The 24999-nt window shown below is 34.5% G+C and carries 20 protein-coding genes, 3 tRNA genes and 1 pseudogene; 18 read left to right on the top strand and 6 right to left on the bottom strand.

All coding sequences use genetic code 11. The features are described from left to right. Positions 1–108: 108 nt before the first annotated feature. The 6 genes from guaA to yidC all read left to right on the top strand — a co-directional run bounded on the left by guaA (position 109) and on the right by yidC (position 8216). The gene (guaA, locus tag AAC069_RS16865) at positions 109–1638 is read left to right on the top strand and encodes a glutamine-hydrolyzing GMP synthase (RefSeq protein WP_339921599.1); all 1530 of its coding nucleotides are present in this window, start codon (positions 109–111) and stop codon (positions 1636–1638) included. A gap of 124 nt (positions 1639–1762) precedes the next feature. Beyond that, positions 1763–3721, top strand: a complete 1959-nt coding sequence (locus AAC069_RS16860; protein WP_339921598.1) for a LysM peptidoglycan-binding domain-containing protein — start codon at positions 1763–1765, stop codon at positions 3719–3721. Next, complete coding sequence (locus AAC069_RS16855; RefSeq protein ID WP_339921597.1) at positions 3721–4122, top strand: OsmC family protein; 402 nt, start codon at positions 3721–3723, stop codon at positions 4120–4122. The genes AAC069_RS16860 and AAC069_RS16855 overlap by 1 nt, the downstream gene beginning before the upstream one ends. Positions 4123–4225: 103 nt before the next feature. Beyond that, on the top strand, positions 4226–4459 hold the full coding sequence (locus AAC069_RS16850; RefSeq protein WP_091084738.1) for a DUF3820 family protein: 234 nt from the start codon (positions 4226–4228) through the stop codon (positions 4457–4459). Positions 4460–4612: 153 nt separating this feature from the next. Beyond that, positions 4613–6226: a CTP synthase gene (locus AAC069_RS16845; protein WP_339921596.1), complete on the top strand. Its 1614-nt coding sequence runs from the start codon at positions 4613–4615 to the stop codon at positions 6224–6226. 85 nt (positions 6227–6311) lie between these two features. Next, entirely contained in the window at positions 6312–8216 is a 1905-nt protein-coding gene (gene yidC / locus AAC069_RS16840) for a membrane protein insertase YidC (RefSeq protein WP_339921595.1), read from the top strand. 67 nt (positions 8217–8283) lie between these two features. Here yidC and AAC069_RS16835 read toward each other — a convergent pair whose 3' ends face one another. Then, entirely contained in the window at positions 8284–9249 is a 966-nt protein-coding gene (locus AAC069_RS16835; RefSeq protein WP_339921594.1) for a fasciclin domain-containing protein, read from the bottom strand. Positions 9250–9719: 470 nt separating this feature from the next. On the opposite strand from AAC069_RS16835, the gene AAC069_RS16830 reads away from it, so the two are divergent. The 6 genes from AAC069_RS16830 (at position 9720) to AAC069_RS16805 (ending at position 16700) form a co-directional block, all read left to right on the top strand. Then, the gene (locus AAC069_RS16830; RefSeq protein WP_339921593.1) at positions 9720–10430 is read left to right on the top strand and encodes a hypothetical protein; all 711 of its coding nucleotides are present in this window, start codon (positions 9720–9722) and stop codon (positions 10428–10430) included. 75 nt (positions 10431–10505) lie between these two features. Next, entirely contained in the window at positions 10506–11693 is a 1188-nt protein-coding gene (gene mnmA / locus AAC069_RS16825; protein WP_339921592.1) for a tRNA 2-thiouridine(34) synthase MnmA, read from the top strand. 114 nt (positions 11694–11807) lie between these two features. Next, positions 11808–13421, top strand: coding sequence for a S8 family serine peptidase (locus AAC069_RS16820; protein WP_339921591.1), 1614 nt, complete (start codon positions 11808–11810; stop codon positions 13419–13421). A gap of 15 nt (positions 13422–13436) precedes the next feature. After that, positions 13437–14381, top strand: coding sequence for a nitronate monooxygenase (locus tag AAC069_RS16815; protein WP_339921590.1), 945 nt, complete (start codon positions 13437–13439; stop codon positions 14379–14381). An 11-nt stretch (positions 14382–14392) separates the two neighbouring features. Further along, entirely contained in the window at positions 14393–14803 is a 411-nt protein-coding gene (locus AAC069_RS16810; RefSeq protein WP_339921589.1) for a hypothetical protein, read from the top strand. 892 nt (positions 14804–15695) lie between these two features. After that, positions 15696–16700: an outer membrane beta-barrel protein gene (locus AAC069_RS16805; protein ID WP_339921588.1), complete on the top strand. Its 1005-nt coding sequence runs from the start codon at positions 15696–15698 to the stop codon at positions 16698–16700. A 164-nt stretch (positions 16701–16864) separates the two neighbouring features. Here the strand turns inward: AAC069_RS16805 and AAC069_RS16800 are convergent, their stop codons facing one another. From AAC069_RS16800 to AAC069_RS16780, 5 genes are all read right to left on the bottom strand, one after another. Further along, positions 16865–17767, bottom strand: coding sequence for an N-acetylmuramoyl-L-alanine amidase (locus AAC069_RS16800; protein WP_339921586.1), 903 nt, complete (start codon positions 17765–17767; stop codon positions 16865–16867). Between the two features lie 41 nt (positions 17768–17808). Beyond that, positions 17809–18276 (bottom strand): hypothetical protein, encoded by a 468-nt coding sequence (locus tag AAC069_RS16795; RefSeq protein ID WP_339921585.1) that lies wholly within the window; start codon positions 18274–18276, stop codon positions 17809–17811. 57 nt (positions 18277–18333) lie between these two features. After that, positions 18334–19647: a 30S ribosomal protein S12 methylthiotransferase RimO gene (gene rimO, locus AAC069_RS16790; protein WP_091084760.1), complete on the bottom strand. Its 1314-nt coding sequence runs from the start codon at positions 19645–19647 to the stop codon at positions 18334–18336. Between the two features lie 227 nt (positions 19648–19874). Beyond that, positions 19875–21377 (bottom strand): outer membrane protein transport protein, encoded by a 1503-nt coding sequence (locus tag AAC069_RS16785; RefSeq protein ID WP_339921584.1) that lies wholly within the window; start codon positions 21375–21377, stop codon positions 19875–19877. A gap of 50 nt (positions 21378–21427) precedes the next feature. Further along, positions 21428–22420 (bottom strand): hypothetical protein, encoded by a 993-nt coding sequence (locus tag AAC069_RS16780; RefSeq protein ID WP_339921583.1) that lies wholly within the window; start codon positions 22418–22420, stop codon positions 21428–21430. Between the two features lie 101 nt (positions 22421–22521). On the opposite strand from AAC069_RS16780, the gene proS reads away from it, so the two are divergent. The 6 genes and pseudogenes from proS to AAC069_RS16750 form a co-directional block, all read left to right on the top strand. After that, a complete protein-coding gene (gene proS / locus AAC069_RS16775) occupies positions 22522–24000 on the top strand; it encodes a proline--tRNA ligase (RefSeq protein WP_339921582.1) in 1479 nt (492 codons plus the stop codon). A gap of 78 nt (positions 24001–24078) precedes the next feature. Beyond that, positions 24079–24150 (top strand) — tRNA-Glu (locus AAC069_RS16770). A gap of 45 nt (positions 24151–24195) precedes the next feature. After that, a tRNA-Glu gene (locus AAC069_RS16765) sits at positions 24196–24267 on the top strand. Positions 24268–24307: 40 nt separating this feature from the next. Beyond that, positions 24308–24379 (top strand) — tRNA-Glu (locus AAC069_RS16760). 37 nt (positions 24380–24416) lie between these two features. Next, positions 24417–24668, top strand: coding sequence for a 30S ribosomal protein S20 (gene rpsT, locus AAC069_RS16755; protein WP_073207384.1), 252 nt, complete (start codon positions 24417–24419; stop codon positions 24666–24668). A 219-nt stretch (positions 24669–24887) separates the two neighbouring features. Continuing rightward, a pseudogene (locus tag AAC069_RS16750) lies at positions 24888–24999 on the top strand (DUF4294 domain-containing protein); the annotation flags it as partial.

Below are 24999 nucleotides of genomic sequence, written 5' to 3'. Positions count from 1 at the left end.
TTCTTCGTTTTTCGCACTTTTTTAAGCTTAAAAGTTGTAGCGGAAAAATAATTTACACTTTTTCAAAATTCAATTTTTCAATCCCGAATATAAAAAGTATTTTTGCGCATGCAACACAACGTACTTATTTTAGATTTCGGATCGCAATATACACAGCTTATTGCGCGTAGAGTTCGCGAATTAAATATATTCTGCGAAATTTTCCCATACAATCATTTTCCGAGTGATTTATCAAGTTATAAAGCCGTAATTCTTGGAGGAAGCCCTTTTTCTGTTAGAGGAGAAGATGCGCCACATCCAGATTTATCTCAAATCAGAGGTAAATTACCTATGCTTGCCGTATGTTACGGAGCGCAATATTTAGCTCACTTTAGTGGTGGGGAAGTAGCAGCTTCAAATACGAGAGAATATGGTAGAGCTAATTTATCTTATATTAAAGAGGATGAAGTTTTCTTTGAAGGAGTTGACCTTAACAGTCAAGTTTGGATGAGTCATAGCGATAGTATTAAAGCTTTGCCTACAAATGGTGTGAAGTTAGCAAGTACACATGATGTGGAATTTGCTGCTTACAAAATTGAGGGCGAAACAGCCTATGCTATACAATATCACCCAGAAGTTTTTCACTCGACAGACGGGTCAAAAATGCTGGAAAATTTCTTGGTAAAAATTGCTGAGGTTCCTCAAAATTTTACTCCAAATGCTTTTGTTGAAGAAATGGTTGCGGAGTTGAAAGAAAAAGTTGGAAACGATAAAGTGGTTTTAGGACTTTCTGGTGGAGTAGATTCTACTGTAGCAGCGGTTTTATTACACCAAGCTATTGGTGAAAATCTATACTGTGTTTTTGTTAATAATGGTTTGCTTCGTAAAAACGAATACCAAAGCGTATTAGATCAATACAAAGGAATGGGTTTAAACGTAAAAGGAGTAGATGCAGGAGATCGTTTCTTGTCAGAATTGGCAGGAGTAAGTGATCCGGAAACCAAACGTAAAATTATCGGTCGAGTATTTATAGAAGTTTTTGATGATGAATCTCATTTAATTGAAGATGTAAAATGGTTAGCACAAGGAACCATATATCCTGATGTAATTGAGTCAGTTTCTGTAAAAGGACCTTCAGCTACAATAAAATCACATCATAATGTAGGTGGTTTGCCTGATTATATGAAATTGAAAATTGTAGAACCGCTTCGTATGCTTTTTAAAGATGAAGTACGAAGAGTTGGGGCTTCATTAGGAATAGATCCTGAGTTATTGGGAAGACATCCTTTTCCTGGGCCTGGATTGTCTATTAGAATCTTAGGAGATATCACACCAGAAAAAGTACAAATTTTACAAGACGTAGATAAAGTCTTTATTGATGGATTAAAATCTTGGGGATTGTATGATAAAGTATGGCAAGCTGGAGCAATCCTTCTTCCTGTGAATAGTGTAGGAGTAATGGGTGACGAGCGTACTTATGAAAAAGTAGTTGCGCTTCGTGCTGTTGAATCTACAGATGGAATGACGGCTGACTGGGTACATTTACCTTATGATTTCCTAATGAAAGTATCGAATGATATTATCAATAAAGTTAAAGGTGTTAACAGAGTGGTATATGATATTAGTTCAAAACCGCCTGCAACGATTGAATGGGAATAGGACACATAGATTGTCTACATTAAGAATTTAAATTTTAATGATCTTTATATAAACGGTACCAATTTTTTAATTAAAATTTGGTACCGTTTTTGTTATCTTTGAACCAATAATATATACACCTACTATGATGAAGTATTTTTTTGCAATCTACATAACTGTTTTCTTATTTACCACAAACACTTTTTCACAAGAAAAAGTCATAACACATAAAGTGGAGAAAGGAGAAACGATCAATCAAATAGCACAAAAGTATCACGTTACTCCTTTTGATATTTACCAATTAAACCCAGATGCACAAAGTAGTTTGAGACCGAACAGTGTTTTGCTGATTCCAAATAAATCAGGGGCGCAAACTGTAAGTGTAAAGCCTAAAACAAATGCGCAGGGTCAATCTCATGTGGTAATCGCAAAAGAAACATTATACGGAATCGAAAAAAAATATGAGGTTTCTGATGAAGACTTGAAACGAGCGAATCCATTTCTTGAAAATGAAGGGTTGCAAATTGGACAAATCCTTACTATTCCTTCAAAAAACGCCCCGAAAAAAGCCGTTATTAATCAAGATAAATTCATTTATCATGATGTGCTTGCAAAGGAAACGAAATATTCTATTGCTAAAAAATATGAAATTACGGTTGAGGAATTGGAGAAACGCAATCCTGAAGTGGTTACTAATTTACCTATTGGATACAGACTGATAATTAAGGGTGCAGCTCCAAAAGCAGAAAAAGTTGTAGAAAAAATAGCTGATAAAGTAGAGTCAAAAGATGAGAAAGAGAAACAAGACTTAAAAAAGGCTTTAACAATAGTTGATTATGTTGCTTACGAAGTAAAACCTAAAGAAACGTTATACAGTTTGTCAAAGATGTTTGAGATGACTCAAGAAGAACTTATTGCGCTTAACCCAGAACTTAACAACGGAGTTGAAATAGGGATGCTTTTGAGAATTCCTTCTAAAGCGCCAGTCGCAATCGGCGATAAAAAGGAGTACAAGTCTTTGTCTAAAAAGATCACCTACGATAACCGTAAAAGAATGGTTCTACTTTTACCATTTAATATTGCTAATATAGAAAGTGATACCATTAACTCTACATATAGCCGTTTGAAAAAAGATAAGTTTTTAAATATGACTTTAGATTTTTATGCTGGAGCTCTAATAGCAATAGATTCGGCTAAAACTTTGGGGCTTCCCATCGATGTCGAAATTTATGATTCTCGTGAAACTAAAAACAGTTCAGATGTGGCTACTCTAATCCAAAGTAAAAACCTTGTAAATGCAAATGCTATAATCGGGCCATTTTATCAAAGTAATGCGGAAACAGCTGCGCAGTTAGTGGGCATGAATAACGTACCTGTTGTTTCTCCTTTGTCAAAAGATATTGGAAATCCTTATGCTAATTTGTACCAAACAATACCTACAAATGAAGCTATTAAGGGCGCAATGTTTGATTATATGCGTTCAAAGAACGGTAATATTATAGCTGTAGTTGACAAGAAAAAAGAATCTATTGTACAATACTTTAAACAATACCAAAAAGAAGTTCCCTTTGTTGCTTTTAAGGAGAATGGAAGTTTGTCAGCGGAAAGTCTAAAAAGCATGTTGGTGAAAGATAGAATGAATTACGTAGTGATGGAAACAGGGAATACCTGGATGATAAAAACTACTATAGCATCTATGTTGAGTTCTATGCCTACTTATCAAGTACAGTTAGTGATTTTAGAGCCTAATGAGACATTAGATACTGATGAAATTAAATTTGCGAATCTTACGAAACTGAAATTGATGTATCCTTCGGTTACTAGTGATTATGTTTCTCCTGAAGTGGCAATTTTCGAAAAAAAATATAGAAAAGCAAATAATATTTTTCCAAGTGATTATGCTACTCGTGGTTTTGATATGACTTTTGATACTATGATTCGATTGGTTCAAAATAAAAGTTTTGAAGAAACTGTAAATTCAGCAGCGACAAAACGAGGCGAGAATAAGTTCGAATATTATAAAAAAGAAGACGGCGGGTACACAAACAAAGGTGTTTTTATTTTGTATTATGATACGGATATGACCATTAAAGAAGCAAACTAATGACCTCAAAAGTTACCTACCTAGGGGATTTACGAACATCGTCAATACATGTACAATCAGGGAGTGAAATTGTTTCAGATGCTCCATTAGATAATAATGGAAAAGGAGAAGCTTTTTCGCCTACCGATACGGTTGCGAATGCTTTAGCGAGCTGCATGATGACCGTTATGGGGATAAAAGCCCGTGATGTAGATGTTGATTTTACAGGGGCTACAGCTTCAGTTACAAAAATCATGAACGCAGAGCCAAGACGAATTGGGGCGATAGAAATTGTTTTTGATATGAACATCAGTGCAGATCAAAAAAGTAAAACTATTCTGGAAAAAACAGCGATGACTTGTCCTGTTTTTTTAAGTTTAAATCCTGAAATAGAAAAACGAATCACTTTTAACTGGAAATAGTTTAGAGAAGTTAGAGCAAAAAGTAGAGGAATGAATGCTTTTTGTAAGATGTTATATCATCTGGTCTCTATCTTTTGTTTTCTATTTTCTAAGCTCTTACTTAATGGATAAAAATCAACAACAACTTGTAAAATTGGCGCATACTAAAATGCCTTTTGGGAAGTACGAAGGAAAGTTCTTAATCGATTTGCCTGAGTACTACGTAGTATGGTATAATAACAAAGGGTTTCCAAAGGGAGAATTAGGCGAGCAATTAAAACTTATATATGAGCTAAAGCTTAATGGACTAGAAGAATTAATAAGAAATATTAAAAAAAGATATCCAAAACCTCACTAATTTAAGAAATTAGCGAGGTTTTTTGCTTAAAAAGGGTTGTATTAAGCAATTGTCAATTTTCCGAATTATCTCATTTTCAAATTAGCATATTCTCAATTTATAATCGTATTTTTGCCAAGTTTTTGACACAACTACAATACAAACAACAACAGCATGAATCAAACGAAATATATTTTTGTTACTGGCGGTGTGACTTCTTCTTTAGGGAAAGGTATAATCGCAGCATCTTTGGCAAAATTGTTACAAGCACGAGGGTATAGAACTACTATCCAGAAGTTCGACCCCTATTTAAATGTTGATCCGGGGACTTTAAACCCATACGAACATGGAGAATGTTATGTTACGGATGATGGAGCTGAAACGGATTTAGATTTAGGACATTACGAGCGTTTCTTGAATGTTACTACTTCTCAAGCTAATAATGTTACTACAGGAAGAATTTATCTTTCAGTTATTGAAAAGGAAAGAAGAGGAGAATTTCTTGGGAAAACAGTACAAGTAGTTCCTCATATCACCAACGAAATTAAAGACAGAATGCAATTGCTTGGTAATTCAGGTGATTTTGATATTGTTATAACCGAAATTGGAGGAACAGTTGGGGATATTGAATCTTTACCCTATATAGAATCAGTTCGTCAGTTAGTTTGGGATCTAGGGGAGCATAATGCGATTGTTATTCACTTAACTCTAGTGCCTTATTTAGCGGCAGCAGGAGAGTTGAAAACAAAACCTACACAGCATTCAGTAAAAACTCTAATGGAGAGCGGAATTAAAGCTGACATTTTAGTATGTAGAACGGAGCATGAAATTTCAGATGAAATTCGAAATAAACTAGCCTTGTTTTGCAACGTAAAAAGAGAAGCAGTTATTCAATCTATTGATGCAGCTACTATTTATGAAGTTCCTAATTTAATGTTAGAAGAAGGTCTTGATGTTGTTGCTTTAAAGAAATTAGACTTGCCTAAAAAAGCGGCTCCAGATTTGAAAATTTGGAATACTTTTTTACGCAGAATAAAAAATCCAAAGCATACTATAAACATAGGCTTGATTGGTAAATATGTAGAAATGCAGGATTGTTACAAATCAATTTTGGAATCATTTATTCATGCAGGAGCTTCAAATGAGACTAAAGTAAATATAATTTCAATTCATTCTGAGTATATTGATGCCTCAAATATTGAAGATAAATTAAAAGATCTTGATGGTATACTAGTGGCGCCAGGTTTTGGAGAAAGAGGGATTGAAGGAAAGATAGAAGCAGTTCGTTATGCACGTGAAAATAAAGTTCCGTTTTTCGGAATTTGTTTGGGAATGCAAATGGCAGTTATTGAATACTCAAGAAATGTTTTAGGTTACGCTGATGCTAATTCGACAGAAATGAACGAGGATACTAAGCATCCTGTAGTAAATTTAATGGAAGAGCAAAAAAATGTGACTGACAAAGGAGGGACAATGCGTCTAGGAGCTTGGAAATGTGATATCAAACCAGACTCATTAGCTTATAAAATTTACGGAGAATCGACAATTTCTGAACGTCACCGTCATCGTTATGAGTACAACAGTGCCTATGTTGATGTTTTACAAAATGCAGGATTGAAAGCGTCAGGAGTGAATCCAGATACAGGATTAGTTGAGATCGTGGAATTGGAGGATCATCCATTTTTCATTGGGGTACAATACCATCCAGAATATAAAAGTACCGTTGCAAACCCACATCCTATTTTTGTGAATTTTGTAGCCGCTGCTGTAAAGGCAAAAAAGAAATAATTTCAGTATTTCAGTAAGATAATAGAATATAACTTTTGTTTATTGGCAAACAATAAACAATGAAACATAAATAATTTTTATAATAATGGAACAAAAGAAATTTGACCCGAATTCGATAATTGGTTTTGTATTGATTTTTGGGATATTACTTTGGATAATGTATCAAAATCAACCAGATCCTAAAGTAATTGCAGCTGAAAAAGCGCAAAAGGAGTTGGTGATTAAGGAAGCTAAAGCTAAAGAATTAAACGATAAAGTGGTTGCTGAAGCTACAGTTGCTGTTGCTGCTACCGGAGATTCTACACAATTAGCAAGTTTGGAGAAAAAGCTTGGAAATTTTGCTTATTCTGCTGCATTACCGTCAGCTAAAGGAGGTGTTACTACTATTGAAAATGAATTAGTTACGCTGAAAATCGCTAATAAAGGGGGGTATATTGTAGAAGCTACTTTAAAAAACTTTGAAAGATTTAAAAAAGGATCTGGAGAATTAGTAAAATTAGTAAAAGATAATAACGCTAGTTTAAACATTCAGTTGTTTACAAGTGATAATCATACCTTAAATACTAAAGACCTATATTTTGAGCCTACATTGACAAAAAATGGTGAAGACCAAATTTTATCTATGCGTTTAAAAGCGGGTGCTAATGAATATTTAGAGTATAAATATGTACTAAAGGCAGATGATTATATGTTAGACTTCGATATTCAGTCACAAGGATTGAATAAAGTATTGAACACATCTAAGCCATTAAGCCTAGAATGGGATTTAAAAACCTATACTAATGAAAAAAGTATTAGTTATGAAAACCGTTATTCGGAGTTGTATTACGAGCATGAAGAAGGAAAGAGTAACTACTTAGGATTAGGTAGCCAAGAAGATGATGTTGTTGAAGATGTTTCCTATGTAGCATACAAACAACACTTTTTTACTTCCATTTTGTTATCAAGTACTCCTTTTGAAAAAGCAGAATTACATTCTACTAATTTAGTTAAAGATGATAAAGTAGATACAACTTTTACAAAACAATTTAAGGCAGTTCTTCCATTAGCATTTAAAAATGGAGAAATTGATCAAAAAATGAATTGGTACTACGGGCCAACTGATTATACCTTGTTGAAAAGTTATGACAGAAATTTAGAAGATATAGTTGCTTTGGGTTGGGGGATTTTTGGTTGGATTAACCGTCACGCCTTCATTCCAATGTATGGTTTCTTAAGTTTGTTTATTCAACACGGTTGGGCTATTATATTGTTTACAGTGTTAGTTAAATTAGCGATGTCACCTATCACATACAAATCATTTTTGTCACAGGCAAAAATGAAAGTATTGAGACCTGAAATCAATGAGCTAGGGGAAAAATTCAAAAAAGACCCAATGAAAAAGCAACAGGAAACAATGAAGCTTTATAATAAAGCAGGTGTGAATCCTATGGCTGGTTGTATTCCAGGACTGATGCAAGCGCCTATATTTTATGCTTTGTTTCAATTCTTTCCTTCGGCAATAAGTTTGAGACAAAAAGGATTTCTTTGGGCAGATGATTTATCCTCTTTTGACTCTATTTATGAGTTACCATTTCATATTCCAGCATATGGAAGTCATATTAGTTTGTTTCCAATTTTAGCCTCTATAGCTATCTTCTTTTATATGAAAATGACTACTGGAGATCAACAAATGGCTGCTCCTACACAGGAAGGGATGCCCGATATGGCGAAAATGATGAAAATCATGATTTATGTTTCGCCATTAATGATGTTATTTTTCTTTAATAGCTATGCTTCGGGATTGAGTTTGTATTATTTTGTTTCGAATACAATTACAATAGGAATCATGCTAGTGATAAAGAATTATATTATTGATAGTGATAAGATTCATGCTCAAATTCAAGAGAACAAGAAAAAAGAGCCTAAGAAACAAGGTAAGTTCCAACGTAAACTTCAAGAAGTTATGGAACAAGCTGAGGCTCAAAAAGCAAAAGACCAAAAGAAATAGTAATTTCTACTGCATAAAAAAAGCTCCCAATTTTGGGAGCTTTTTTGTTTTAGGATTATTTTGGTTTTTATAAAGTCGGTAATAGAACTTTGTTTAGTACGTGAATTACACCATTAGAACATTGTACATCCGTTGCAACAACAGTTGATATTCTGTTATTAGAATCTTTAATTTTTGCGCCTCCTGTCAATTGCACTGTAAAAGTTTGTGGTGTTTGTGATGTAGGAACAATTTGACCTTCGGTTAAACTAGCCGCAAGAATATTTCCTGATACAACATGGTATTGTAATACTTTTGTCAGATTAGCAGCAGAAACACTTGCTATTCCTCCAGGAGCTAACTCCGTATTTAGAGCTGTAAAAGCATCGTTAGTAGGAGCGAATACTGTAAATGGACCTGTTCCAGACAAAATGGTCACGAAATCCGGTTGTCCTGCTCCCGTTAAAGCACCAACTAAGGAGGTAAAATTAGGATTGGCTGTAGCGTGAGTTACAATTGTAGGTAAACCTATTACTTTATCAACGACATGTATAACACCATTAGAAGCGATAATATCAGCAGTTGTCACGGTGGCAACACCATTTAGTTTTACTTTACCAGAGGCAGTATTAACAAACATACTTAAGTTGTTTGTGCTAGAAGCAGTTCCTTTGGCCAAAGTTTTAATATAAGTGGTTGTTAAATCTGTTGATTTCACCGCACCGCTAACAACGTGATTCAGTAAAATTTGGGTTAGAGCAGCTTTTGGAACATCATTTACACTTGCGTATCCTCCCGTTGCAAGAAACGCCGTAAATGCTGCATTAGTAGGAGCGAATACCGTAAAAGGTCCTGTTCCTTGCAATGTAGTTGCTAATTCAGCTTTTGTCAATGCTTGCACCAGAATACTGAAGTCAGCCGTTTTTGATGCAATCCCTGTTATCGTATTATCGACTACAGGGGTGTCATTATTGTCATCATTACTACAAGAGGTTGCAAAGATTGAAAGACAAATAATGAAAGTGTAAGCTGTCGTTTTAAATAGATTTTTCATGGTTTTTGTTTTTATAAGTTTAGACTAAATTAGGAATTGTTTTTTGTATTTTGTTTAATTTTTAAAAAAAAAGACTAAACAATATAAAAATTTATGCTTTTTTTTAAATTTGTTTATCTTAATTAATTTCAACTTGAATGTAAATTATATCACTAGTAATCAATATTTTATGGGTTTTTCGAAAAAAAACAACGCTTTTTACCGATTTATAGAGGCTAAACAAAAACCAAGTATATTTTAGTAGGTTTTTTTGTAGTCTTACGTATTCTTTCTGTGTTTTTTATTCGAAAAGAAGAGCTAATATTAAAGGAATTTGTGACAAAGAAGTAAAGCGTGGCATAAAGATTGAGTTGTTCTGAAGTTATAATTGGCACTGATAAATTGTGGGATAATAAAATAAAAAGTAAAAACGTTTAAATATAAAAGCAGTAATTTTGTGTTATAATAATACCCTTAAATCATACGATACAATGAAAGATTATAAATTTTGTCTTCTTCTATTTTTAATGTTCTCTAGCCATATCATAATCGCTCAGTCAGATTATAATAAGGTTGATGAAAAAGGGAAAAAAAATGGAGTTTGGAAGGGGTTTTATGTAGATTCTAAAAGACCTAGATATGAAGGGACTTTCGATCATGGAAAAGAAGTAGGAGTGTTTAGTTTTTTCGATGATACAAAAGCAAAATCGATAATTGCTACAAGAGAATTTAATATCAAGGACAATTCAGCTTATACTATATTTTATGATCAGGCAAAAAATAAGGTAAGTGAGGGTGTTGTAATCAATAAGCTGTTTGAGGGAGAGTGGAAGTACTATCATCAGGCTGCTAAGACTGTTATGTCTATCGAAAATTACAAGAATGGGAAGCTGGAAGGTTTGCGGTCGGTATATTACCCGAGCGGTAAAATTGCGGAAGAAATCAATTATAAAAATAATGTAAAAGACGGTGTTTACAAAAGTTTTTCAGAGAATGGAATGGTACTTGAAGAGTCAGTTTATAAGAATAATGAATATAATGGATTAGCTATTTTTAAAGATACGCAAGGTAACGTAGTTTCAAAAGGTAAATTTTTGAATGGTAAGAAAGCAGGGATTTGGCAATTTTTTGCAAACGGAAAACTAGTCAAAGAAACTGACATGAGTGCTACCGGGAGTGTCTCGAAGTCCAAGAGTAATTAAGTCTATCCTTGAACAGTTGTTGTAATAAAAACATTGTAACTTTGCAGTCTTGTAAAAATTAATAAAGCATATAAAATGAAGCGAGTTGTAGTAGGACTTTCTGGAGGTGTGGATTCAAGTGTTGCCGCGTATTTGTTGCAACAACAAGGATATGAAGTGATAGGTCTTTTTATGAAAAATTGGCATGATGATTCAGTTACAATTTCCAATGAATGTCCGTGGTTAGAGGATAGTAATGACGCATTGCTAGTAGCCGAGAAACTGGGGATTCCTTTTCAAACAGTAGATTTGAGTGAGCAATACCAAGAAAAAATCGTCGATTACATGTTCAGCGAATATGAAAAAGGGAGGACTCCAAACCCTGACGTGCTTTGTAACCGCGAAATAAAATTTGACGTTTTCATGAAAATTGCTTTAAGCTTGGGTGCAGATTATGTAGCTACAGGTCATTATTGCAAAAAAAGTGAAATCGAAGTTAATGGTGAAACGATGTACCAATTACTTGCAGGTGCTGATAATAATAAAGACCAATCTTATTTTCTTTGTCAATTATCACAAGAACAATTGGCTAAATCATTATTTCCTATTGGAGAATTGACCAAACCAGAAGTACGTGAAATTGCTGCTGAAATGGAATTGGTAACTGCCGAAAAGAAAGATTCTCAAGGTTTGTGTTTTATAGGTAAAGTGCGTTTGCCTGAATTTTTGCAACAAAAATTGCAGCCAAAAGAAGGATCAATTATTCAAATTGAAAAAGACGATGCGGTATATACCAACGAAGAGTATGAAGGGGTGTCTACCGAAAAAGCATTGGCATTGGCTTCGAATAAAATAGCATACACTCCAGATATGGGGAAGATAGTTGGGAAACATCAAGGCGCTCATTATTTCACGATTGGTCAACGAAAAGGACTGAATGTGGGAGGAAATAAAGATCCATTATTTATTATCGCCACTAATGTAGAGACTAATACAATTTATACGGGTTTGAGCAGTCAACATCCAGGATTGTTTAGAAAAGGCTTATTTATAGAAAAATCAGAAGTACACTGGATTCGTACGGATATGACTTTGGCTAATGGCGAAGAAATGGAGGTTATGGCAAGAATACGCTACAGACAACCTTTGCAAGCAGCCACTTTACATCAATTTGAAAACGGAATGTACGTTTCTTTCCGCGAGCCACAATCAGCTATTACAGAAGGGCAGTTTGTTGCCTGGTATATAGAAGATGAATTAGTTGGTTCGGGAGTTATTTCTTAGATTAGTACTTTATTTATAAAATAAATTGCAATATACCTTTTCATTCGACTCATTCATTTTGATTTATGAGTTGATTATTGGATAGTATCGTTTTATCGAATGTAAAAGTTGACTATGAAAAAGTTTTTTCTATTCTTATTATTATCCCTTAGTACAGTAGCTTTTTCTCAGGAAGATGCATGGGTTTATTTCAAAGCCAAATCCAATTCACAGTCGTATTTTGATTCGCCTTTAAAGATGCTGTCTGAACGAGCTATGGAAAGAAGAGTTAATCAGAATATAGCAATTGACCTTAAAGATGTCCCTATCGATGCCGCTTATATAAGTCAGGTGAAATCTGTATCTGGGATCACTGTTATGGCAAAATCAAAATGGATGAATGCGATTCATGTTCGAGGGACTCAAGCCTTGATAAGTTCTTTGAAAGGATTCGCTTTTGTCGATAAAGTAGATTTCGCTAATAAAACCTTGAATCAAGCAGGGAAAACGGCTAAGGTATTTAAGCAAAAAGAACAAGGTAGGACAAGAAAGACTAAAATAGACTATTCTTACGGTTCTTCAGATAATCAAATTAAGATGCTTAACGGCGACGTGCTGCATAAACAGAATTATACCGGTGGAGGAAAGATTATCGCTATAATGGATGCGGGTTTCTTAGGTGTAAATACAACTCAGCCTTTTCAGAGATTGAGAGATAATAATCAAATTTTGGGAGGTTATAATTTTGTACTTAGAGACTCAGATGTATACAATTCAGACTCTCACGGGACATCAGTTCTTTCAACAATGGGAGGTTATACCGAAACTAAATTGGTAGGAACTGCTCCAGATGCTTCTTACTATTTGTTTATTACGGAAGATGTTGGGAGCGAGAACCCTGTTGAGGAATCGCTTTGGGTTGAGGCTGCTGAAAAAGCAGATAGTTTAGGAGTAGATATTATTAATACGTCTTTAGGTTATTTCGAGTTCGATAATTCCGCTTACAATCATACGTATAATGATATGAATGGAATTACAACTTTTATATCTAGAGGCGCTGAAATTGCATGTAGTAGAGGAATGATCGTTGTTGCATCTGCAGGAAATGAAGGTGGTACTTCTAATCCTCATATTGGAGCGCCGGCCGATGCGGTATCTGTACTTGCAATTGGCGCTGTTAATTCATCAGAAACAAAAGCTTCTTTCAGTTCAATTGGGCCATCTTATGACGGAAGAATAAAACCGGATGTAATGGCGCAAGGCGTATCCGCAGTTTTATCAAATCAATTTGGTAATATTGTAACGGCCAATGGAACTTCTTTTTCTGGTCCTATCATGGCTGGTATGGTTGCTTCTTTTTGGCAGGCATTCCCCACGAAAACAAATAAAGAAATCAGAGCGTTAATTATTCAATCTGCCGATAGGTATACTATGCCGACAGCTCAATATGGCTATGGTATCCCTGATTTTAGTGCGGCTTTAGCATCAACGCTTTCAGTAAAGAATCTCAATAAAAATTATTTTGTGGCTTATCCAAATCCTACTTCGGATTATATTTCCGTTCAATTTCCGGAAAGTTTTAATAAAGGAACAGTTGGTTTTTATACCATTTTAGGACAGAAAGTTTTAGAACGTCAAGTAACCAGTCCAGTAGATACTTTTTCATTACAATCATTAAGCAACGGAATTTATATTTATAAAATTGAATCAGAGGCTTTTTCGAAAAGCGGAAAAATAATAAAACAGTAATACCCAACCTACTAAATGAATAGAATTACAAAACTTTTTAATATCAAATATCCAATTATCCAAGCAGGAATGATATGGGTAAGTGGGCATAAACTCGCAAGTGCAGTAAGTAATGCAGGTGGATTAGGATTGATAGGTGCGGGATCGATGTATCCGGAAGTATTGCGTGAGCACATTCAGAAATGTAAAAAAGAGACCTCGAAACCTTTTGGAGTGAATGTTCCTATGTTGTATCCCAACATTGAAGAAATCATGAAAATTATTGTCGAAGAAGGAGTGAAGATTGTTTTTACATCGGCAGGAAATCCAAAAACATGGACTCCGTATTTAAAAGAAAACGGTATCACAGTAGTGCATGTAGTAAGTAGTACTGTATTTGCATTAAAAGCGCAAAATGCTGGTGTTGACGCTATAGTTGCTGAGGGTTTTGAGGCTGGTGGTCATAACGGAAGAGATGAAACTACTACTTTTACACTCATTCCGATGGTAAAAGAGCAAATAGAAATTCCTGTTATTGCAGCAGGAGGAATCGCAAACGGACGAGGTATGCTTGCCGCAATGGTATTGGGTGCAGATGCTGTTCAGGTAGGTAGTAGGTTTGCGGCATCAATGGAATCATCGGCTCATGAAAATTTTAAGAAAACGATTATAGAGACTAAAGAAGGAGATACCCAACTTACATTAAAAGAGCTGGCTCCTGTTCGATTAATAAAAAACAAATTCTTTCAGGATGTTCAAAATTTATATGAGAAATGTCCAACAAAGGATGAATTAGTAACATTATTAGGTAGGGCGAGGGCTAAACGAGGGATGTTTGAAGGAGATTTAATTGAAGGAGAGTTGGAGATTGGTCAAATTGCAGGTTTGATACATGAAGTGAAATCGGCAGAAGGAATCATTTTAGAAATGATGGCAGACTATAATACGGCAAGGAAAGAAGTAGTAGATCTTGATTTTTAATTATTGAAATAATGACCAAAATTAAATTATATATAGTGTTGTTATTCTTAGGAATAGGATTGCAGCAGACCTATAGTCAGAATTACAAATTCAAAACTTCTGGCGTTAGTGTTTTAGAAAAAAACGAAAGAGGGAAGTGGGGAAAATGGTCTGACTTACAATTGGTAAACGTTGTAGTATCATTGGATACCAATAAAAGCAGAATTGTTATTTACTCCGAAGTTATTCAGTTGTTTGAAATAGTAGAGTATCAGCCAACGGAGGAAAATGATACAGATGTTGTCTACTCCTTTACTTGTAAGGATAATAATGGAGATGATTGTACTCTTTCTATAATAACCAGGAAGCACCAGGATAATAGAAAGCAATTGTATATTAATTATGGAAACAGGATTATTGTTTATAATATTTTTAATTTATAGTGTCAAAGAGATCATAATTGTGCTGTAGTCTAGTATTTTTTAAATAAAGTACAACTGCAGAAGCAAAATTTATAAGATAAGCGATTGATGAATAGAGGAAACTCTATTCTCAGTCGCTTTTTTAGTTCGTAGTATTTTTTTACATTAATATGGACTTAGCGTTTTCTTCAGAATGTTGACAGTCCTATTAGTTAAATAGTATTTTCGGAATTCGAAAAATCAAAATACAGGTTCTGTTTTAAAACGAGCATTATGGATTTTTCGATATTGAGCTGTATTTATTACGATCCCTAAACTGAATTCAGCTATAATATGTAAATCTTGAAAAAGAAACCACTTCAATTTTATTGTGCTTATATAAGCATAGAAAGTCATGGAAGAATTGGTCATGATAATGCCCTTGATGGTTGTTTTATTTTAAGAGTCTAACTGAGATTCTTCCACTCTAGCACGTTTCAGTTTTTCTTCGGTTTTAGCGTTGAAGAATGAAATTTTCAAGTCTTCCGTTTTAGGAGTATTGCTAAATACGATTATTTTTACCGTGATTTTAAATCGAGTAATTTTATTTTAACCTATAATTTTAAAGGGGCATGTGGTGTATAATTGTTTTAATTTCGGCATTAATTGTAAAGAAAACATGGTTTTTACTTTGCGAACATTAAAAAAAAAGGGGTATGTTGTAAAAAGTCAATTATGAATATAATATTTTTATAATAGCAAAAATATGTATTTCTTGTTTTTAGGAAGTGATTTTTTGTAATCGATAATTCTTTCGAAATCAAATCAAAAAGTCATTATATATTTATTTAAGTAGAATAAAAGTTAATAAATTCGTCCCAAGAGAATGCGAAAAACTAGCAATAAACGAGTAATAAATAACCAAAACAAATTGATGATGAAAAAAGTAATTTTAATTTTAGCTTTAGCGCTGACAGGGAACATAGCATTGGCTCAGGATACTCCACTAGAAATTTCAGGTTCTGGAGATGTGTACTATAAATATGATTTCGCTAAGAAAGAAAACATAGGAACTAGTTTTGCAACTGATCAAAATTCAGTTTCTTTAGGGATGCTTGATATTACTTTGAAAAAAACAACAGGTAAAGCATCGTTCGTAGGTGAGGTTTCTTTTGGTCCAAGAGGTCAATATCAGTCAATATTAAATGGAGATGGAGTTGATGAGAATTCATTCCACATTCAAAATTTATATGCAACTTATGCTGCTACAGAAAAATTGAGCTTTACTGCTGGTTTCATGGGTACATTTATAGGATATGAAGTAATTTCTCCAGTAGCTAACTTTCACTACTCTACGTCATATTTATTTACTAATGGACCATTCCAAAATGCAGGAATTAAAGCGAATTATGCGATTTCTGATAAAGTAGGTTTGATGGTAGGTGCTTTTAATGACACTTGGAACATGTATAAAGCAGATCCAATTAAAGGTTTAAATGCATTTGGAGCTCAGTTATCTTTTGCCCCAACTGAAGGAGTAAGTGCTTATCTTAACTTTATGGATGGTTCTGTTAGTGGAACTATAGTTGACTTAACTGCTTCTTTCCAGCTTACTGATAAATTCAAACTAGGTTTAAACGCTGCTGATTTCTCAAATGAAGGTAAAGTGGGTTATACAGGTGTAGCTTTGTATCCTGCAGTGGATGTAACGGAGAAATTTAGTTTAGGTTTACGTGGTGAGTATTTTAAATATAAAGAAGGTTCTGGTGATGATGAAGTAACTGCATTAACATTTTCAGCTAATTTAAAAGCAGGTGGACTGACTTTTATTCCGGAGTTTAGATTAGATAGTGGTTCTGAAGAGATTTTTGAAAAGTCTAGCGGAGCTGCTACGAAGTCTGCATCACAATTTGCTGTAGCAATGGTATACGGATTCTAGATTTATAATTTTTTTTTTTGACTGCCAATATACTTTAATATGTATGTTGGCAGTTTTTTATCGTAGCAACTTAATTAATATAGGGATAGTTGAGATCTTGGTATAAAAAAAACAGTTCTTTGAGTGGTCAAAGAACTGTTTTAAGATGTTTTTAGAATATCGTTTTACTGTTTCTTATAGATTGAGTAAATTGTATTGATAGTATTTTGATTTAAAATTGAATCTACTTCCGTTTGGATAAAATGAAGCTTAAATGCTTTGGTTGCCGCGGGAAGATTTTTAGTGTCATATCCTATGATTCGGAGTCCTTGTTCCGGATTGAAATCAAGTGGAGCCGTTTCTAAGATGTCATCTTTCCATACGCCAAATCCATTTTCTGCCAATATGTTCCAGGGGAATAGAGCGCTAGGATCATTTTTACGAGTAGGGGCAATGTCTGAATGGCCTATGATATTTTGAGTTGGAATATTATACTCTTTTTTTAATTTACTCAAAAGAGCCATCAAGGTGGTAATTTGTGCTTCAGAAAAAGCCTCTGTTCCATTATTGTCAAGTTCAATCCCTATAGAGGATGAGTTGATGTCCGTGTCTTTACCCCAAGAACCTCTTCCTGCATGCCACGCACGCAAATAGTCATTCAACATTTGCACTACGCTACCATCATCTGCAATCACATAATGTGCACTTACTTGAGTTCTGGTTACAGTAAACGTTTTTATCGTTTGTTGAATAGAATCTTGTGCCGTGTGATGAATGATAATATAATTTGGTTTTCGTAAATTGAAATTTACGGTCCCAATCCATTCAGTGCGTATTCCGTTGTCTAAAGCGGTTGATCCCATTTTGGATATAGTATCCTTAAAAGTATACAATTGTTTTGTATAGACATTGTCTATGCTAATTGTCGTTTTTGAAACAACTGGTAACGGCTCAGGCTCTTTATTCGAAATCGTTTCTTTAAAGGTTTTGAGTTTAGTGTCATATTCTTTTTCACTCGCCTTGTAAGGATTAGTAGAACATGACGCAATAGCGACAACAACGATTAGAGAGTAAAAATATTTTTGCATACTATAAAAGGGTAAAAGTGCTTTTTGTATTCGAAGAATAATTATCTATTTCTTCTTGATTTTTTTTTGGTATTACTTTCTTCGTTTAATGCTTTGTATTTTACCTTTTGATCCTCATTTAAAAAATCATTGATTTTTCTGTCTGTGGTTTCAGAAAGGGCTTGAATTTCTTTTATTTTTTGATCTTGAGCTGTCTCCGCTTTTAATAAAATACCCTGTGATCTGATACTTTCTATCAAAACATTTGATATTGCTATTTCTTGCAGTACATCAAGATTAAGTTCAGGTTTTAATTTTTCCATTATCTTCCCAACAGTTACTTCGACAGGGATTTCTTTAGGTTTGTCTTGGCTTGGGCCCTGTGGCATTTGGTTCATTCGGTTATTTCTACCGTATCCACCTCCGCCGTACCCTCCGTTACTATAACCGTTGTTTCCATATTGTGCCGAAGCAGTATCTATGGATAATAACATAAGTGCCAAAACGAATAAGATTTGAATTGTTTTCATGGTTATTTTTAAAAAAATGGTTGTCAAATAATAGTAGTTGATGATTGGAAAAAAAATCTAAGCAGGTTCTCCGTACAAATCAAATTCAGTGGCTTCAATGATTTTTATCATTGCAAAGTCTCCTGTTTTTAAATAATGTTTTGATGCGTCAATCAGTACTTCGTTATCTACATCTGGGCTATCAAATTCAGTTCTTCCTACAAAATGGCTACCTTCTTTTCTATCGATAATACATTTGAATGTTTTGCCTAGTTTTAATTGGTTTAAGTCCCATGAAATTTGAGATTGTAATTCCATTATTTCATTGGCACGGTCTTGTTTTACATCAGCAGGAACATCGTCTTCTAATAAGTAAGCATGCGTGTTCTCTTCATGTGAGTAGGCAAAACAACCCATTCTGTCAAATTTCATTTCTTGAACCCAGTCTTTTAAGATATTGAAATCTTCCTGTGTTTCTCCTGGATATCCTACTATTAAAGTCGTACGAATAGCCATTTCTGGAACTGCTGCACGGAAATCTTTTAATAGTTTCGTTGTTTTCTCTTGAGTTGTTCCGCGACGCATTGATTTCAAGATAGAATCTGAAATATGTTGCAACGGAATGTCAATGTAATTACAAATCTTAGGCTCGCGTTTCATGATTTCCAAAACATCCATAGGGAAGCCAGTAGGGAAGGCATAGTGTAAACGAATCCATTCGATTCCTTCAACCTTTACTAATGCTTCTAGTAATTCTCCAAGGTTACGTTTTTTGTAAATATCAAGACCATAGTAAGTTAAATCTTGTGCAATTAAGATTAACTCTTTTACGCCATCTCTCGCTAATCCTTCGGCTTCTTTGACTAGTTTCTCAATAGTTTGCGATACGTGTTTTCCTCGCATAATTGGAATAGCACAAAAACTACATGGTCTGTCGCAACCTTCGGCAATTTTTAGATAAGCATAATTTTTTGGGGTAGTTGTTAACCGTTCTCCCAATAGCTCATGTTTATAATCAGCTCCTAAAGCTTTCAATAATGCAGGCAATTCAGTTGTCCCAAAATATTGGTCTACATTAGGTATTTCTTTTTCTAAATCCGGTCTGTAACGTTCTGATAAACATCCAGTAACAAAAACCTTGTCAACTAATCCTTTTTCTTTTTTGTCTGCATATTCTAAAATCATGTTTACTGATTCTGCTTTTGCATTGTCAATAAATCCACAGGTATTAATAACAATAATGTTTCCTTCTTCGGCAGCAGGAGCTTCGTGCGCAACATCTTTTCCGTTTGCACGTAGTTGACCCATCAGCACTTCACTGTCGTATATGTTTTTAGAGCACCCTAGAGTGATCACGTTGATTTTATTCTTTTTTAATGACTTGGTTCTCATAGATTTGTAAATTGGAGTGCAAAATTACGGTTTTTTATTCAAACAGAACTTTGTTTGACTTTCTTTTAGTGTTTATTTATGGAGCTATTCCTGCTATACGCTATATCCACTCTGATTGCTTCGTCCCTCGCAATGTCAGCGTGGGATGCCGCTTCTATCAGGGCTAAAAAAAAACCGTCTTCCTAAAATAAGAGTAAGACGGTTTTAAGCGCTTTTTTGAGCGTGAATTACAGTTCGAATAATAATGTTAATGCTACATTATTTGTAATGGTATTGATAGTCGCTCCATCCGTTAATCCTTGAAAGAAAAAACCTTGTTGCGTATCTCTTTTTGCATATGCATAAGATAAATCAACTTTAGTTGAACCAAAGTTGTAACCTAAACCTCCAGAATATCCAGTTAAGTCGCCTACAGTTGTTTTGTTTTTATAAGGACTTTGCTCAAATCGGTACCCTGCTCTTAAACTCAATTTTTCAATTTTATACTCGGCACCTATTCTCAGTTCTCCAGTATTGTCAAGTGTATTGCTCATGTAATTGTTCAAACCATTGTAGTAAGAGTCACTCTCAGGTTTGAATTTAGTTTTACTGTAGTCTTTTATTGCATAATCAATGCTTATTAAGCCTGTTGTTCCAAAAACATAGGCAAAACTCCCTGTAAGCTTACTAGGTGTCTGTAACTTGTATGGTGCATAAGTATTAGTGATTCTTGGATCTACTATATCATTGATGTCGTCTCCAGTTGAGCTACTGCTTACAGAAACTAGTTTTTGAGATAATTCATCACTTAAGTGATACCATGTCGAAGATTCATATGCTAAACCTAAACGCATTTCATTTGTAACTTTGGCAATCGCGCCTAGTTGAAAAGAAAATCCTGTCCCGTAAGTGTATAAGTCATTATCAAAACGCAATTTTGAGATGGTATAATCTGGTGTTAAGGGAGCGTTATTGTCTTCGTAAAAGCTACTGTATTTTCTAAAATCAGTAAAATGAGAATTCAAGTTTATACCTATATATAGTTTGTCGTTATAAGAAGTTGCAGCATTAAAAGTAAGTTTTCCATTATATCCTTCACTATTAATGGTGTTTTCTTGGTAGTAGTTTCCGCTTCCGGGTACGTTTGATTTGTAGACGGTATTGTTTGAATCATTATTTACCGGATCAATAATATAAGCGTTGTAGGCTAAAAAGGCTTGTTGTGCACCATTATTTAAACTGCCGTAGCTTGAATTTTCAAGAGTATTTAACGGAACGCCATTAGCAAAACTCAAAAAATATCTATCAATAGAATTGTTTGGATTTGTACCTGCTGAGAAAATTGAATTACTGAAATTATTGGTATTTTCATAATTCACACCCACTGAGAACTTTTTCCAGTCGCTGCTTGGATTCTGATTTTTGAAAACAAATACGCCTCCGGCCTGATTTAAGTCAAAGGAATTGCTGTTGTCAGTAGTTGTTGTTCCAAAATAGTTGGAGTTATTTTTAATGTCATTATTACTTAAGGTGACAGTGACTTGGTTATTGATAAAAACTGCCGATCCAGCGGGGTTAACATTTAAAGAAGATAGGTCGCCGCCAAGAGCGCCAAATGCACCTCCCATAGCTCTAAATCGAGCTGTTCCGATTAGGTTATCTTGAGAGTAACGCAATGCGTCAGTAATCTCTTGTGATTGTGCTGCACTAAATGTAAAACCTGCGATTAATACAAATAAATATTTTTTCATTTTTTTTGGAAATAAATTTTTTAATATAAAATTCTAAGGATTATTATGTTTTAACGCCCACCTCGTCTTGAGCTTCCTCCAGATGATCTACCACTACTAGAACTTGACGAACTAGATCTGTTAGGAGAGTAGCTTTCGTTTCTTGAGCTATTTGATGCAGGAGCATATGTTCTGGTTGGAGCCGTGCTTTCGCTTCTAGAACTATTTGTGTTTGTTCTGCTTCTGCTAGGAGTGCTGTAATTATTGTTTTGGTTTGTATTACGTCTATTAAAGTTGCCGTTTGTTCTGTCAGTATTTGAGTTTCTTCTAAAATCTATATTATTAGAACTTCTATTAGTATTAATCCTATCCTGTGAATAAGTTCTTGAAGTTGTATTGTAACTTCTGTTTGTGTTTACAGAATTTGAATAGGACGAACCTCTTCTGCTTGGATTATTAGAGTAGTTACGGCTGTTGTAATAATTGCCAGAATAGTTCCCGTAACCATAATTGAAAAAGGGAGAATTCCAACCATAGTAATTAGAATATCCCCATCCATAATAAGGGTAGTTCCATCCAAAATTTGAAAAACCATAATTTGGATAATTCCAGCCAAAATTAGAATAACCGTAATAGGGATAATTCCATCCATAATTAGGATACCCCCACCCGAAAGAGGAATAGCCATACCCTAAACCAAATGAAAACCCAGAATTATAAGAGTTTAAATTTATAGAAGTTTGTGTTGCGTTATTTCCCCAGCCTGCATAAGAAATATCATCTGATTGATTATTATCGTTATAACTGTTGTTGTAATTATCTATATCAGTGAAAATTTCATTAGACTGATTGTCGTCTTGAAGTGAAGAGAAATAATCTTGATAGTAGTTGTTTGGGTTCGCATTCGATTCTCTTTCTACATTTCGAACCTCATTATTCCCATAAATACCGTCTCTTTCGTAGTATGAGCTATTTTGATAAGAGCCACACGAAACCATCAAGAGAATAATGAAAATTGAGATGGAGAGTAGTAGTGATTTGGATGTATAAATATTAGTTTTCATATCTGTATGGTTTTTTATTGTTGCACATTGCAAAAATAGTTAGTTTTGCGGAACTATTTAGTTAAATAAAATAACGCAAAATTTGTGCCAAACTATTCAATATGAGTAAGAACCTTACTACAAGATCAGAAGATTATTCAAAATGGTATAACGAACTGGTTGTCAAAGCTGATTTAGCTGAAAATTCGGGAGTTAGAGGCTGTATGGTGATCAAACCATACGGGTATGCCATTTGGGAAAAAATGCAAGCAGAGTTGGATCAAATGTTTAAAGAAACAGGTCATCAAAACGCCTATTTTCCTTTATTTGTTCCTAAAAGCATGTTTGAGGCAGAAGAGAAGAATGCAGAAGGATTTGCAAAAGAGTGTGCAATCGTCACGCATTACAGATTAAAGAACGATCCTGACAAACCAGGTAAGCTAATGGTAGATCCTAATGCTAAACTAGAAGAAGAGCTTATTGTTCGACCTACAAGTGAAGCTATTATTTGGTCTACTTATAAAGGATGGGTGCAATCGTATAGAGATTTACCTTTGTTAATCAATCAATGGGCTAATGTTGTTCGATGGGAAATGAGAACTCGATTGTTCTTGAGAACTGCTGAGTTTTTGTGGCAAGAAGGGCATACGGCACATGCTACAAGAAGTGAGGCTATTGAAGAATCAGAGAAAATGATGAACGTATATGCTGAGTTTGCTGAAAATTTCATGGCTATACCTGTTATAAAAGGATTAAAAACAGAAACAGAGCGTTTTGCTGGAGCAGAAGAGACCTATTGTATTGAAGCATTAATGCAAGACGGAAAAGCATTACAAGCAGGTACTTCGCATTTCTTGGGTCAAAATTTCGCAAAAGCCTTTGATGTTAAGTTTGCAAATGCCGAAGGGAAACAAGAATATGTATGGGGAACTTCATGGGGGGTTTCAACGCGATTGATGGGAGCATTGGTAATGACTCACTCTGATGATAAAGGATTGGTTTTGCCTCCTAATTTAGCGCCTATACAAGTTGTGATTGTGCCAATACATAAAAGTGATGAGCAGTTAGCAGAAATTACTGCTGAAGTCAATGTTTTAGTCTCGGAGTTGAAGAAACTTCATGTTTCGGTGAAATATGATGATAGAACTACTCAGAAACCTGGATTTAAATTTGCAGAATGGGAACTGAAAGGAGTGCCAATCCGAATTGCTGTCGGACCGAAAGATTTAGAAAATGGAACTTTTGAAGTGGCGCGAAGAGATACTTTAACAAAAGAAGTGAAGCCTAAAAACGGAATTGCGACTTATATTAGCGATTTGTTAGAAGAAATTCAGGCAGATTTATTTAATAAAGCATTAAATTATAGAGATACGCACATAACGGAAGTGAACAGTTTTGACGAGTTTAAAGCGGTTTTAAATGACAAAGGTGGTTTTGTATCAGCACATTGGGATGGGACAGCAGCGACTGAAGAGAAAATCAAGGATCTAACGAAAGCTACTATAAGATGTATTCCTTTGGATGGTGTAGAAGAGGCGGGAAGCTGTATTCTCACTGGTAATCCTTCTGTTAGGAGGGTGCTGTTTGCGAAGGCGTATTAAAAAAAATGAAATTTTTTTGCCTCCGCTATTGTGCGTCTAAAAAATAGTTGTATTTTTGCATCCGCAATACAGAAGCACGGTCCGTTCATCTATCGGTTAGGATCTCTGGTTTTCATCCAGGAAAGGGGGGTTCGATTCCCCCACGGACTACAATTTTTGTTTTGCTCAAAGTATTCCTGAACTTTAAAAGGAAATGGTCCGTTCATCTATCGGTTAGGATCTCTGGTTTTCATCCAGGAAAGGGGGGTTCGATTCCCCCACGGACTACAATTTCAATTTAGATTGAAAAAAAACTTAGGAGGATAATGGTCCGTTCGTCTAGGGGTTAGGACGCCAAGATTTCGTCTTGGTAACAGGGGTTCGATTCCCTTACGGACTACAAAAAAATAGAATAGTAAAAGAAAAAAAATAATAAAATGGCAAATCATAAGTCAGCTCTAAAGAGAATCAGAAGTAACGAAAAGAGAAGAGTATTAAATAGATACCAACATAAAACTACTCGTAATGCAATCAAAGCATTAAGAATAGCAACTGATAAGGTAGATGCTACTTCTAAGTTGTCAAATGTAATCTCTATGATCGATAAATTAGCTAAAAAGAATATCATTCATGATAATAAAGCGTCTAATTTAAAATCTAAATTAACGAAACACGTAGCTAAATTGTAATTATTACATTTTATATATCATAAAAAAGCTCCTCCTTGAGGGGTTTTTTTTATGCGTTTTTTTTATAGTTAAGATTAAGGAATTGAGAGATCAAGTTCAAAAGTTGGAAATTAGGTAGGTAATGGGTTAATCTAAATAGGAGGAATGTATTTTTCTAACTACACCATGTTTATTTGTGAATGCTTTTATTTTTGCATTTAAGAATTGATTGGACTCAAAACCTTTGAATTGGTGAAAACACTCAAAAGCGGCTGGAAAGCTTTTTGGTCTAACACCGCAGCCAGCATGTTTGATATTAATTTAAAAACAGAATATGCGCCCTACGTATCTA

This window comes from uncultured Flavobacterium sp., from assembly GCF_963974175.1.
Lineage (GTDB): Bacteria > Bacteroidota > Bacteroidia > Flavobacteriales > Flavobacteriaceae > Flavobacterium.
The sequence above is the reverse complement of the archived record's forward strand: the minus strand, read 5'-3'. Positions and strand labels throughout refer to the sequence as shown.

Coding starts and splice junctions, on each gene's coding strand:
- guaA (WP_339921599.1), top strand. CDS start 109: ATGCAACACAACGTACTTATTTTAGATTTCGGATCGCAATATACACAG.
- AAC069_RS16860 (WP_339921598.1), top strand. CDS start 1,763: ATGATGAAGTATTTTTTTGCAATCTACATAACTGTTTTCTTATTTACC.
- AAC069_RS16855 (WP_339921597.1), top strand. CDS start 3,721: ATGACCTCAAAAGTTACCTACCTAGGGGATTTACGAACATCGTCAATA.
- AAC069_RS16850 (WP_091084738.1), top strand. CDS start 4,226: ATGGATAAAAATCAACAACAACTTGTAAAATTGGCGCATACTAAAATG.
- AAC069_RS16845 (WP_339921596.1), top strand. CDS start 4,613: ATGAATCAAACGAAATATATTTTTGTTACTGGCGGTGTGACTTCTTCT.
- yidC (WP_339921595.1), top strand. CDS start 6,312: ATGGAACAAAAGAAATTTGACCCGAATTCGATAATTGGTTTTGTATTG.
- AAC069_RS16835 (WP_339921594.1), bottom strand. CDS start 9,249: ATGAAAAATCTATTTAAAACGACAGCTTACACTTTCATTATTTGTCTT.
- AAC069_RS16830 (WP_339921593.1), top strand. CDS start 9,720: ATGAAAGATTATAAATTTTGTCTTCTTCTATTTTTAATGTTCTCTAGC.
- mnmA (WP_339921592.1), top strand. CDS start 10,506: ATGAAGCGAGTTGTAGTAGGACTTTCTGGAGGTGTGGATTCAAGTGTT.
- AAC069_RS16820 (WP_339921591.1), top strand. CDS start 11,808: ATGAAAAAGTTTTTTCTATTCTTATTATTATCCCTTAGTACAGTAGCT.
- AAC069_RS16815 (WP_339921590.1), top strand. CDS start 13,437: ATGAATAGAATTACAAAACTTTTTAATATCAAATATCCAATTATCCAA.
- AAC069_RS16810 (WP_339921589.1), top strand. CDS start 14,393: ATGACCAAAATTAAATTATATATAGTGTTGTTATTCTTAGGAATAGGA.
- AAC069_RS16805 (WP_339921588.1), top strand. CDS start 15,696: ATGATGAAAAAAGTAATTTTAATTTTAGCTTTAGCGCTGACAGGGAAC.
- AAC069_RS16800 (WP_339921586.1), bottom strand. CDS start 17,767: ATGCAAAAATATTTTTACTCTCTAATCGTTGTTGTCGCTATTGCGTCA.
- AAC069_RS16795 (WP_339921585.1), bottom strand. CDS start 18,276: ATGAAAACAATTCAAATCTTATTCGTTTTGGCACTTATGTTATTATCC.
- rimO (WP_091084760.1), bottom strand. CDS start 19,647: ATGAGAACCAAGTCATTAAAAAAGAATAAAATCAACGTGATCACTCTA.
- AAC069_RS16785 (WP_339921584.1), bottom strand. CDS start 21,377: ATGAAAAAATATTTATTTGTATTAATCGCAGGTTTTACATTTAGTGCA.
- AAC069_RS16780 (WP_339921583.1), bottom strand. CDS start 22,420: ATGAAAACTAATATTTATACATCCAAATCACTACTACTCTCCATCTCA.
- proS (WP_339921582.1), top strand. CDS start 22,522: ATGAGTAAGAACCTTACTACAAGATCAGAAGATTATTCAAAATGGTAT.
- rpsT (WP_073207384.1), top strand. CDS start 24,417: ATGGCAAATCATAAGTCAGCTCTAAAGAGAATCAGAAGTAACGAAAAG.